Source organism: Planomicrobium stackebrandtii, assembly GCF_030814955.1.
In the GTDB taxonomy this organism is placed as follows: Bacteria; Bacillota; Bacilli; order Bacillales_A; family Planococcaceae; genus Planococcus; species Planococcus stackebrandtii.
Window position 1 is genome coordinate 347458 of record NZ_JAUSWB010000003.1, and the last position, 12053, is coordinate 359510.

The 12053-nt window shown below is 43.8% G+C and carries 12 protein-coding genes; 9 read left to right on the plus strand and 3 right to left on the minus strand.

Annotated features, from left to right (window positions below; translation table 11 throughout):
* Position 1 precedes the first annotated feature (1 nt).
* On the plus strand, positions 2-823 hold the full coding sequence (locus QOZ98_RS07705; RefSeq protein ID WP_308786893.1) for a carbohydrate ABC transporter permease: 822 nt from the start codon (positions 2-4) through the stop codon (positions 821-823).
* Positions 824-841: 18 nt separating this feature from the next.
* Here the strand turns inward: QOZ98_RS07705 and QOZ98_RS07710 are convergent, their stop codons facing one another.
* Positions 842-1477, minus strand: a complete 636-nt coding sequence (locus QOZ98_RS07710; RefSeq protein WP_308786894.1) for a YesL family protein — start codon at positions 1475-1477, stop codon at positions 842-844.
* Positions 1478-1686: 209 nt separating this feature from the next.
* Between QOZ98_RS07710 and xylA the strand changes: the two genes are divergently transcribed.
* The 4 genes from xylA to QOZ98_RS07730 all read left to right on the plus strand — a co-directional run bounded on the left by xylA (position 1687) and on the right by QOZ98_RS07730 (position 6686).
* Positions 1687-3009, plus strand: a complete 1323-nt coding sequence (gene xylA, locus QOZ98_RS07715) for a xylose isomerase (RefSeq protein ID WP_308786895.1) — start codon at positions 1687-1689, stop codon at positions 3007-3009.
* A 30-nt stretch (positions 3010-3039) separates the two neighbouring features.
* A complete protein-coding gene (gene xylB, locus QOZ98_RS07720; protein WP_308786896.1) occupies positions 3040-4539 on the plus strand; it encodes a xylulokinase in 1500 nt (499 codons plus the stop codon).
* A 79-nt stretch (positions 4540-4618) separates the two neighbouring features.
* A complete protein-coding gene (locus QOZ98_RS07725) occupies positions 4619-5602 on the plus strand; it encodes an aldo/keto reductase (RefSeq protein ID WP_308786897.1) in 984 nt (327 codons plus the stop codon).
* 82 nt (positions 5603-5684) lie between these two features.
* Positions 5685-6686 carry a Gfo/Idh/MocA family protein gene (locus tag QOZ98_RS07730; RefSeq protein WP_308786898.1) on the plus strand — a complete coding sequence of 334 codons (1002 nt, stop codon included), beginning with the start codon at positions 5685-5687 and terminating at the stop codon, positions 6684-6686.
* Between the two features lie 140 nt (positions 6687-6826).
* Here QOZ98_RS07730 and QOZ98_RS07735 read toward each other — a convergent pair whose 3' ends face one another.
* Positions 6827-7747 (minus strand): PhzF family phenazine biosynthesis protein, encoded by a 921-nt coding sequence (locus tag QOZ98_RS07735; protein WP_308786899.1) that lies wholly within the window; start codon positions 7745-7747, stop codon positions 6827-6829.
* A 142-nt stretch (positions 7748-7889) separates the two neighbouring features.
* Here QOZ98_RS07735 and QOZ98_RS07740 point away from each other — a divergent pair, with 142 nt between their 5' ends.
* The 4 genes from QOZ98_RS07740 (at position 7890) to QOZ98_RS07755 (ending at position 11321) form a co-directional block, all read left to right on the plus strand.
* Positions 7890-8546 carry a potassium channel family protein gene (locus QOZ98_RS07740; RefSeq protein WP_142828383.1) on the plus strand — a complete coding sequence of 219 codons (657 nt, stop codon included), beginning with the start codon at positions 7890-7892 and terminating at the stop codon, positions 8544-8546.
* A 131-nt stretch (positions 8547-8677) separates the two neighbouring features.
* Entirely contained in the window at positions 8678-9337 is a 660-nt protein-coding gene (locus QOZ98_RS07745) for a reverse transcriptase-like protein (RefSeq protein ID WP_308786900.1), read from the plus strand.
* A 570-nt stretch (positions 9338-9907) separates the two neighbouring features.
* Positions 9908-10708: a DUF4397 domain-containing protein gene (locus QOZ98_RS07750; RefSeq protein WP_308786901.1), complete on the plus strand. Its 801-nt coding sequence runs from the start codon at positions 9908-9910 to the stop codon at positions 10706-10708.
* Entirely contained in the window at positions 10680-11321 is a 642-nt protein-coding gene (locus QOZ98_RS07755) for a class F sortase (RefSeq protein WP_308786902.1), read from the plus strand. The genes QOZ98_RS07750 and QOZ98_RS07755 overlap by 29 nt, the downstream gene beginning before the upstream one ends.
* 54 nt (positions 11322-11375) lie before the next feature.
* Here QOZ98_RS07755 and QOZ98_RS07760 read toward each other — a convergent pair whose 3' ends face one another.
* The gene (locus QOZ98_RS07760; protein WP_308786903.1) at positions 11376-11981 is read right to left on the minus strand and encodes a TetR/AcrR family transcriptional regulator; all 606 of its coding nucleotides are present in this window, start codon (positions 11979-11981) and stop codon (positions 11376-11378) included.
* Positions 11982-12053 lie beyond the last annotated feature (72 nt).

The following is a 12053-nucleotide window of genomic DNA, read 5'->3' on the forward strand; positions in this document are numbered from 1 at the left end:
AATGGGCCGCATTGGTTACTTTTTTCTTTACCTGGCGCTGATAGTTGTTGGGTTGTTTCAGATCTTGCCGCTGGTCTGGCTTTTCCTATTCTCTTTAAAAGATAATAACGAAATTTTTGCAGGTTCTCCGTTTGCTTTGCCATCAGAATTCCGATGGGAGAATTATGAAAAAGTCTGGAATGGCGGTATTGGAACGTATTTTTTCAATAGTGTCTGGATCACCGTCCTTGCCATCATTTTGACAGTCCTTTTTGCGAGTATGGCGGCTTTTGCCATCACTAGGCTAAAATGGAAATTGAGCGGCTTGGTGCTCGGCCTGTTTATGGTCGGGTTGATGATTCCCATTCACTCGGCATTGATTCCGTTGTACAGCATGTTCTTGAGCGTCAACTTGATCGATAATCCAATTTCAATAGTCATTACCTATACCGCTTATAATCTGCCCATAACATTGATGATTTTGCTTGGCTTCTACTACACTTTGCCCCATGAAATCGAGGAAGCTGCTGTGATCGATGGCTGTTCTATCCATCGCATGTTCTTCCAGATTATCTTGCCGATGACGACACCAATTTTAGCCACTACTATCGTTATCAACATGATCTATAATTGGAATGAATTTGTTTTTGTCAACACCTTCATCAGTTCGGAAGGCTACAAAACATTGACAGTCGGCATTCAAAACTTTATCGGCCAATACATGACGGATTGGGGGGCGATTGGCGCAACACTGGTTATCAGCGTTCTGCCGATCATTATCGCCTTTATCTTCTTCAGCAATAAGGTAGTTGAAGGAATTTCATCAAGTGCTGTAAAAGGATAAACAAAAAAGCTTCACACATTAAGGGAGAGATTCCCTTTGGTGTGAAGCTTTTTCATGGGTTTTATTAAAAGCATGCATCGCCATCCACATGGTGATAAAAGCATACAGGCTGCCGCCGAATATAAACGCCAGAGCTGGGAGAAGTGTCATGATAAAGAACAGCGAAACCAGACAAAGAACAATAACGGCAGTTGATGCTGGATTGACCAGCATGAGAAACAATGCATTTTTGATGACATGCGGTATTTTAATGTCGTAATGCACAAAGACCGGAAACAGGTAAAACAAGAAAAACGTAAAGATCAGCATAAACGCAAACAAGGGAATATACGTCCAGTTCAGTTGCTGATCGGGGCTTGACTGGATATAGAAAATGTCCAGCACAATAAACAACAGAAGAATCGAAACGGCAATACCGAGAATGTTGCTTTTTACGAAATCTTTCTTATAGAAGGACCAAAATGTTTGAAATAGAGGAAGATCTGTATTTCCTTTCAGCCATTCCCGGCATACGGCAAACATCGAAGTAGTGGCCGGATAAAATCCAAAGAGAACGCCTCCAAGCAATGAAAATAGTACCCAAAGAAAGTTAAGATAGGCCAATCGTGTAATCCATTCCAGCGCAACATAAATAGAGCGGCTAGCCGTGTTCATTGATAATCGCCTCGATCCTATATTTCAGTAATCTGTAAAATCATACCTTACTGGATAGAAAAATTCATTCATCTGATTGTAAATACTTTGTTTAACCAATAGACAAACTAATTATAACTTGCTATAATCCTTAATGAAAGCCTTTTCATCAATTAGTCTAAATATTGGTACATATGATTGGAACTAAAATTACATTGGAGGTATGGAACATGGCGCATTTCACAGGTATTGAAAAGATAAAATTTGAAGGAGCATCTTCAAAAAATCCATTCGCTTTTAAATTCTATAACCCTGAAGAGAAAATTAATGGTAAAACGATGGAGGAAACATTGCGGTACGCTGTGTCCTATTGGCATACATTCACGATGGACGGTTCAGATCCGTTCGGTGCAGGAAGCATGGTTCGGACATGGGATCATTTAAAAGGAATGGACTTAGCCAAAGCGCGAGTTGAGGCATCTTTCGAGTTTTATGAAAAAATGGATGTGCCATTTTTCTGTTTCCATGATGTTGATATTGCGCCTGAGGGCAGCAACTTACGTGAGTCCAACAAGAACTTGGATGAAATCGTTGGCATGATCAAGGAATACATGAAAGACAGCAAAGCAAAATTGCTTTGGAATACAGCCAATAACTTTACGCATCCGCGTTTTGTCCATGGCGCGGCAACTTCAAGCCATGCAGACGTTTTTGCTTATTCAGCAGCAAAAGTGAAAAAAGGGCTTGAAATCGGCAAAGAACTCGGTGCTGAAAACTATGTATTCTGGGGTGGCCGCGAAGGTTACGAAACCTTATTGAATACGGACATGAAGCTGGAACTGGATAACTTAGGCCGCTTTTATCATATGGCAGCTGACTACGCGAAGGAAATCGGGTTTGACGCACAATTCCTGATCGAACCAAAGCCAAAAGAGCCTTCTACGCATCAATACGATTACGACGTAGCTACAGCACATGCATTTTTGCAAAGCTACAAGCTGGATGATAAATTTAAATTTAATATCGAAGCAAACCACGCCACACTGGCTGGCCATACCTTCGAACATGAGCTTCATTATGCACGCATCAACAACATGCTCGGTTCTGTCGATGCCAACCAGGGAGATCCGCTATTGGGCTGGGATACCGATGAATTTCCAACTGATCTTTGGTCTACAACTTTGGCAATGTACGAAATTCTTCAAAACGGTGGACTTGGCCGCGGCGGCTTGAACTTCGATGCTAAAGTAAGAAGAGGGTCATTCGAACAGGATGATTTGTTCCATGCCCACATCGCAGGAATGGACGCTTTTGCTGTCGGCTTGAAAGTGGCTCAGCAGCTGATCGACGATAAAGTGCTTGAAAATGTAGTGAGCAACCGCTACGAAACGTATACAAACGGCATCGGACTGGATATCGTTAATGGCAACACAGACTTCCACCAACTCGAAGACTACGCATTCGGCATTACTGACATTAAGCAACAATCTGGACGCCTTGAGCAGATCAAAGCGACCATCAACCAATACTTGCTGCAAGCTTTCGCTAAATAAGAAATTTTTCAGGCTGGGAGAGCTGACTTTATGAAATATGTAATTGGCGTCGACTTGGGAACAAGTGCTGTAAAAATCCTATTAGTGGATCAGCAAGGAAATGTGGCAAAAACTATTTCAAAATCGTATCCATTGATCCATGAAAAAAATGGCTACAGTGAACAAGATCCGAAGCATTGGGTAGAGCAGACCGCCGCTGGGTTAAAGGAAATGCTAAGTGCTTTCGGCGAAAATGCAGAAGACATCGAAGGCATCAGCTTTTCAGGGCAGATGCATGGACTGGTTTTGCTGGACAGCGATAACAAAGTATTGCGCCCCGCTATTCTGTGGAATGACACTCGTACAACAGCCCAATGCCAACAGATTTATGATGTGGTCGGACAGGAACGCTTGCTGGAGATCACAAAAAATCCGGCATTGGAAGGATTTACGTTGCCGAAAATTCTGTGGGTTCAAAAAAACGAGCCTGAGCTTTTTGGGAAGGTGAAATCCTTTGTCCTGCCAAAAGACTATTTGCGTTATAAGATGACCGGCAAGCTGGAAATGGAGTTTTCAGATGCTGCGGGAACATTGTTGTTGGACGTCTCAAGCAAACAATGGAGCCAGGAAATCTGCGATTTATTGGAACTTGATGTTAGTATATGCCCTCCATTAGTAGATTCACATGATGAAGTAGGTACTGTCACAAAAGAATTTGCTGAAGTTTCGGGGCTTTCCCCCTCGACCCGTGTTTTTGCAGGCGGTGCAGATAATGCTTGTGGAGCTATCGGTGCGGGAATTTTAGAAGAAGGCAAAACATTTTGCAGCATCGGAACGTCAGGTGTCGTGTTATCTTATGAGGCTAGAGGAGATAAGGACTTTGATGGCAAGGTTCATTATTTCAACCACGCAGCACCCGGTGCCTTTTACACAATGGGGGTAACTTTAGCAGCAGGCTACAGCTTGTCCTGGTTTAAAGATGCCTTTGCTCCAGAAGCATCCTTCGATGAACTGTTGGCCGATATTCATAGTGTGCCTGCTGGATCGAATGGATTGGTGTTTACACCTTATGTTGTTGGGGAAAGAACACCACATGCAGATGCTGCGATACGCGGCAGTTTTATCGGCATGGACGGCTCACATCGCCGGAAAGATTTTGCGCGTGCAGTTCTGGAAGGAATCACGTTTTCTCTAAACGAATCAATCTCAATTTTCCGGGAAAGCGGCAAAACGATCGATACGATTGTATCCATCGGCGGGGGCGCACAAAATGAAGAGTGGCTCCAAATGCAGGCCGATATTTTTGATGCCAAAATCATCCGTCTCACCAGTGAGCAGGGACCGGGTATGGGAGCAGCAATGCTGGCAGCTTTCGGCTGTTCTTGGTTCCAAACACTGCAAGAATGCGCAGATGCATTTTTGCAGGAAGAACAGCACTATTTACCGATGGAAGAAAACGTGCAGACGTACAGAAAGCTGTTTCCGATCTATCAAGAAGTTTACGGGAAAACCAAAGATTTGAATATCAGGCTTTTGGAATTCCGCAAGTAGTCGACTCCATAGAACCTCAACTAAATAGTTGAGGTTTTTTCTGTAAAGAAAACCAAATTTAAAAAAGAGGTGAGCAATAGTGAATTATCGTCAACTTGGCAAGACAGAGATGAAAATAAGCGAATTGAGCTTTGGCACTTGGGCAATCGGCGGTTCATGGGGCAACACCAATGATGAACAATCACTGAAAGCATTGGAATACGCCATGGACAAAGGGGTAAACTTTTTTGATACGGCAGATGTCTACGGTGATGGGCACAGCGAAGAACTATTAGGCAAAGCGACAAAAGGAAAGCACGACAAAATCCATATCGCCACCAAGTTTTGCCGGGCAGGAGATATTCATGACCCGCAAACCTACTCAATGGAACAGGTTTCAAACTATGCCGAAGCAAGCCTGAAGCGTCTTGGGCGTGAGCAAATTGACTTATACCAGATTCACTGTCCGCCAATGGAAATTCTGAAAGACGGCAGTGTTTTCGAAGTACTGGATAGACTGAAGGAACAAGGAAAAATCCGTTCTTACGGCGTCAGTGTGGAAACAGTAGAGGAAGGGCTCCTATGCCTCGAAAATCCGAATGTCAGCAGTCTGCAGGTGATTTTCAACTTATTCCGCCAAAAGCCGCTGGAAGAGCTCCTTCCGAAAGCATTGGAGAAGAATGTCGGAATACTGGCCCGTGTGCCGCTGGCAAGTGGGTTATTAACCGGCAAATTCAAAGTGGATTCGCAATTCGAGTCAGACGATCACCGGAACTTTAACCGCGACGGAGAGGCATTCAATGTCGGAGAAACGTTTGCAGGGGTAGAGTTTTCAAAAGGTGTGGAATTAAGCGATCAGCTTGCATGGATTGCAGATGGACGAGGAAATCGTACACAAGCCGCTCTAAAATGGATCTTGCAGCAGGAAGCCATCACTTCGGTCATTCCGGGATTCCGAAATGTGTCGCAGGCAGAAGACAACTTGAAGGCACTTGATGCAAAGAATTTTTCGCCTGAAGAGATGGTTCAATTGGCGAAATTCTATAAAGAGAAAGTGCATCCGGAAATAAGAGGTGTCTATTAAATAGAGTCTTACCGCTAAGAGGCAGCATTGCTTTCTTAGCGGTTTGTTTGATAAACGAAGATTTCGAAAAGGGGAGAACAGGATGCAAAAAATTCGTTGGGGTGTTTTGAGTACAGCACATATTGGCAGAACACAAGTAATTCCAGCAATTGGGCGCGCTGACAATGCTGAAATCTTGGCGATAGCCAGCCGAACCAGCAAAGTGCATGCAGCAGCTCAAGAATTAAATATACCAAGGGCTTATGAAAGTTATGAAGAACTGCTGGACGATCCGGAAATTGATGCAGTCTATATCCCGCTTCCGAATCATTTGCATAAAGAATGGGTGATTCGTTCAGCAAAAAAAGGCAAACACGTCCTTTGCGAGAAACCCTTTGCCCTAAGCGAAGCCGAAACAGAAGAAATGGTTGCAGCCTGCCTTGAACATGGCGTTAAATTCATGGAGGCATTTATGTATCAATTGCATCCCCAGCATGCACGTGTAAAAGAAATTGTCGCTTCAGGCGAAATTGGTGAAATCAAGTTGGTGAAATCGAGCCATTCGTTTTATTTGCAGAATCGCTCAAGCGATATCCGAATGGATCAGGCAATGGGCGGTGGGAGCATCTATGATGTTGGATGCTATGCTATACAAGCAATCCGCTATCTGACAGATGCCGAGCCGGTAGAAGTCGTAGCGCAGGGAGAAATCGATCCGGTTACAGGAATCGACTTGACTGGAATCGTCCATATGAAGATGAGCAATGGAGTCCACGCCTTGTTCGACTGCAGCTTCGAGATGATCAGCAGAAATGAATACGAGCTGGTCGGCACTGGGGGAACGATTAAAGTGCCCTTTGCCTTCCGTCCGGATATTAATGACAATACAGGGATCATCCTTGTTCAAAAAGAACGGGAAGTACGAGAAGAAAAAGTGCAAGGGGATATTTACCGGCTGGAAATCGAGAATTTTTCCAATGCGATTTTGATGGATTCATCACCTGCCATTACAGCCGATGCCACCATCAAGAATATGCGGGTAATTGACGCTTGCTACGAATCGTTGAGAACTGGTCAGAAGATCGATGTAGAAACGAAAAATTAGTCATTAAAAAACATTAAAACAATTGCAGGGTGTCAGAAGCCTGCAATTGTTTTAATGTTTTAGTGATTTTTATGCTTTTTGAGGAAACTGAAAAATGATTGAACTTATTTTTGATTCAGATCAGTTTAGGTATACAAAATTTAAGGAACATAGAGTTGGCCTTGCCCGATAACAATCGCAGTGCCGCCAATTTTAACCTCTTCGTATTTTTGTTTTTTCTTGGTAATGGAGATATCGATAAAACTGGGCCTTCCCATTTCAATGCCTTGTTCACTGCGGATGGAATAGCTTCCATCTTCGCGGTTTTTGATGACACCATGCTCAACAAGGAATGCACCAAGAGGACCGCCGGCAGCGCCGGTTGCCGGATCTTCCGGTATGCCCATGGCAGGGGCGAACATTCGGCAGTGTACAGTGGATTCTTCGTGTTCTGTTTCTGTTGTAAAGGCAAAAATATGCTGGCGGTCGCGATCGCCGCTGAAATGGCGTTCCCAGACATCCATGCGAAAGTTTATTTCTCTCATAGCGGCCAGGGATCGGAGAGGGACAAACAGGAAGGGCAGGCCGGATGAGACCGTTTGAATAGGAAAGCGGGTATCCAGTTCACTTTTCGGCAACGACAGTAAATCAGCAACAAGTGCTTGCCCTGTCAGTATTTCACCAAAAATAGGCAAAGGCTGGATCATTTCAACTTTGCTGATTTTTTCTCCGTCTTTATAGACAGTTACAGCGATGTCTCCCAAACCCTCCTCGATGGTCCATTTGGTCAGTTTGTCCTGAGAAGGAAGCATTTTTAGATAAGCCACGACGAAAGCAGTTCCAATCGTGGGATGGCCGGCAATCGGCAATTCCACCTGTGGGGTGAAAATCCGGAGACTGATTTGATTTTGCTGTCTCTTGGGAGGACAGATGAATGCTGTTTCCGATAAGTTCAGTTCGTTGGCAATTTGCTGCATTGTTTTCGAATCCAATCCTGAACCGTCATGAAATACGGCCAGCGGATTGCCGCCAAAAGATTGAGTAGTGAAAACGTCGACTAATGTATACTTCAAAGTTTGCATAGACAACCTCCTTTTTTTGAATTGTAAGACTTGATAGTTTCTTTGTATCAGTTACCCGCAGAAAAGTCCAACACCTTTAATTGCAATCGAGCCATTTTGAGAATAAAGTAAGATGAAGGTGAAATAGAAAAGAGGGAAGCGTGTGAAAAAACAGATTGTGGTCATCGGATTAGGCCGTTTTGGCAGCAGTGTCTGCAAAGAGCTGCATAGCCTGGGACATGAAATCATGGCTATAGATACAGATCCGGAAAAAGTAGATGCCTTAAGAGATTATGCGGCTTTTACCGTTATCGCAGATGCGACAGATGAAAACCAATTGAAATCTTTAGGGGTCCGGAATTTTGAACATGCAGTAGTAGCAATCGGAGATAACCTCCAAGCCAGCGTCTTATGTACATTGATGTTGAAAGAGCTTGGTTTGCCAAAGGTATGGGTCAAGGCACGCGATTTGCAGCATGAGAAAATTCTGCATAAAGTCGGTGCGGATCGTGTTATCCAGCCTGAAAAAGAAATGGGAATTCGAGTTGCCCATCATGTCGACTCGGAAAAAATTGTGGATTATATAGACCTTTCACATGATTACAGCATTATCGAACTGGTGGCTTCCGGCAAAATGGCCAATAAAACATTGGTCGATCTTAACATTCGTGTGGATTTCAATTGCATCGTCCTGGCAATCAAAAGGTTGGAAGATGTCAATATTGCTCCAGCGGTAGATGACATGGTCGAGCAAGGGGATGTACTGATTATCATGGGACATAAAGACGACTTAAAGCGTCTGGAAGATAAAGCGCTATAAAAAGTACAAAGCCGGCTCATTATGAGCCGGCTATTTTATTGGAAATAACCGTTTAATGCTGAATTCATCGGGAATAATGCTTATAAAAAGAACGGGAAATTGGACATTTTGCAGAGAATGGAGGCTGGGGCTTGAAAATCCGGATAGAGTGGAGCTACAAAACTCCAAAAGGGCAAGAAACTATTTTTTCTTCAGAAGAAATGCCGGCAGAAATGGCTTTGGTGATTGCTGAAGACTTGGAGCGCACCGGGCGTTCAAAAAATATTCTTTTTGTAGACGGGTTCGACAGCAGCTGGACTGTAAAGGAAATGAAAGCCTATTTGAAGGGAATTGAAACCGAACCACATAATGTAGTGGTTTATTTTGATGGCGGTTACGAACGCCTGACACGCAAAGCGGGTCTTGGCTGTGTCATCTATTATGAACAAAATGGCAAATCCTATCGTCTGAAGGCAAATACAACTTTTGATAGCCTCATTTCCAATAACGAATCGGAATATGCAGCCCTATATTTTTGTTTGCAGGAATTGGAGTACCTTGAGGTCCATCATCTTCCGGTCCGCTTTCTCGGAGATTCCCGCATTGTCATAAATGGCATGACCAATGAGTGGCCGGTAGCCGAAGAACAGCTGACTCCTTGGATCAGCCGGATTGAGAAGAAAATAGCTGAAATGGGCATTCAGCCAGAGTATAATTCAATACCGCGTAAAGCCAACGCAGAAGCCGATAAGCTGGCGACACAAGCAATGAATGGGATTAAAATAGCAGCTGCAGCTGAAGTTATTGCTTAAAAAGTAATAACTGTAAATATACGGCCGTAGAGAAAGAAGGAAATCCTGCCTTTTTATGTCCTATAAAGTGGAGTGTTAAAAGATAGGATTTAGTTGAATACAATCATTCTCTATTATGTTGCATTAAAGTAGTCAACTTTTGCCATCGCTTAGGGTAGAGCACAGACGAGTGCTCCTGCAAAGAAGCCAGGCAAAGGACGCCTGTCTTTTTCTCCTTGACGCGCCAGTGCTAAGAGATGTAGTGGAGTGAAAGTAAGCCAATATTTTCGCTGTATTCAAAAAAGATATGAAGAAAATAAGCAGAAACTCCCACGGGATTTCGGCGCAAGCCTTTGCAGTTGCTGCTAAGACATCCTGTCGCGCCTATTGCATGACCCGCATCCTGCGGGCTCGAAAGCAAATCAGATTTTCGGGATATCAGCAGGCGAAAATCATTAGTTCAACATATATAGTTCTTTGTATTCAAAAATCAGAATAGTCGGATTATTACTTGCGAAATTGAAAGTTCTAGGTTATAAATAAGTTGTACAATACTTGTGCAAAAACTACACACATGAAGGAGAGGGAAAAATGAAGAAAATTTTAGTTTCATTCTCTGTTGCATTGGCTCTTGTGTTTTCGCTGCTTGCCTCGGGAGTTATGGCAGATAGCCATACTGCTAAAGTCAGAGTGGTTCATGCTTCGCCGGATGCACCTGCTGTCGATGTTTATGTCAATGGAGACTTAACACTTGAAGAAGTACCTTTTAAAGCCGACTCAGGCTATTTGGAAGTACCGGCCGGAACACATGATGTAGAAGTTTTTGCAAGCGGAACAGAATATGCAGCGGGTGAAGGTGTACTGCAGGCGGATTTAGCTGTAGAAGCCGGTAAAGCCTATACAGTTGCTGCAGCCAACTTGCTGGAATCGATTGAATTTGTGGTTGTGGAAGATTCAATGGAAGTAACAGAAGGGCAAACGAAAGTCCGTGTTGGACATTTGTCTCCGGATGCACCGGCAGTTGATGTAGGTGTAATCGGCGGGGACGCATTGTTCAGCGGAGCAGAATTCCCTGGAATTACGGATTATGCAGAGCTGGATGCAGGTACGTATGATTTGGAAATCCGCTTGCCGGATGGAACACAAGTTTTGCCATTGGAAGGCACTGAATTAGCTGCAGATACGGTTTATAGCGTCTTTGCAGTAAACACAGTGGATTCACTGGAAGTGATTGCGCTTGTCGATTACGAAGCAGCGGGATCACCGGATGGCATGCCGACTACGGGTCTGGGAACTCCTGACCAATCACAGGCTATGTGGTTGTTATTGGGTGGAGCCCTAGTCCTAATCGGAGCCAGCACTCTTGTCTGGAAAAAACGTTTTCAACAATAAGCTTTGGGTGTTGCTGGCCATTATCTTATTGGCCGGCTGCCAGCAGCCTGTAGAAGATGAAGTAAGCGTTCGATCTGAAAACGTAGGATTTAAACTGGACGAACCGGCTGCGGCCAATATCCAGCAGCCGGTTCCAACCGAAAATCCGATCAACGGATTAAAACGTTCAGGTATACAGCCGACATCTCTAAAGATTCCTGCAATTAGTCTGGAAGCACAAGTCCAGCATTTGGGATCCACAGAGAATGGTGAAATGGCGGTGCCTGATAACATTGAAGACGTCAGTTGGTTTTCTCCAGGATACGAGCCGGGCGAAAATGGCCGTGCTGTTATTGCCGGACATGTTGATGGGGTAGAAGGTCCAGCGATTTTCTGGGATCTTTCTAAACTTCAATTAGGGGATGAAGTAATGGTGCAGGACCAAGACAGCACGTTGAAATTCAAAGTCCATACGATGGAATCGGTACCGCTGGACTTGGCGGATGTTACAAAGGTCTTTGGCTATACCTCATCTCCCGAGCTGGTTTTAATTACTTGCTCAGGCACCTATGATTTTGAACGAGGTACAAGGGAAGAACGATTGATCGTCTATGCAAGTCTTATAGAAGAATAACTGAAAAGACGCTCGGATGTTCCTGTTGAGGGGATGTCCGAGCGTCTTTCTATGTTAACCTGTTGAGTTGGTCCCTTTGGCTGTTTCCGCTGTGCCTTTTGGACTTTGGTAGGATATGATGCTAATCAGTTGATCTGCCATTTGATGAGGTGTAAATATAAATCCGCCATTTACCCATTCGATGATCAAACCAAACAAAGCATAGGCGTTATAACTGCTGAGCAGGCTGCAGTCAATCTCCGGATTTGGCATGAGCTTGATCAAATCGCTTTGGATCAACTCTTTCAGCACTTGGCAGATGCGATTCTGAAAACCGGGAAGTACATTGGAATTTACGATAATAGTATAAAAGCGGGAATAGCGTTCAACGTGATCAAAAATTTTCACAGAAGAGGACGATAATTTTCCAACGTCGAAATTCGGGACTGTTATGTAAGGGTCTCGGTAAGAGCTGACAAGGTCTGATAAAACGTCTTCGATCAATTCATTCAACAGTTCTTCTTGTGTTGGATAATGCTTATAGAACGTTCCGCGATTCAGGTTCGCCAAATGGACAATTTCTGTGATGGTAATGCTTTTAAATTCTTTCTCTTCCATTAACAAGATCAGTGCATCTTTCAAAGCGTTTTTCGATTTATCGATTCTTCGGTCTTTTTTCACCAGCAGGACCTCGCTTTCGTTATTTGTTTTACGGGATTGCACAAAATCAAATCTCACTGTTCGTTTTTCAAC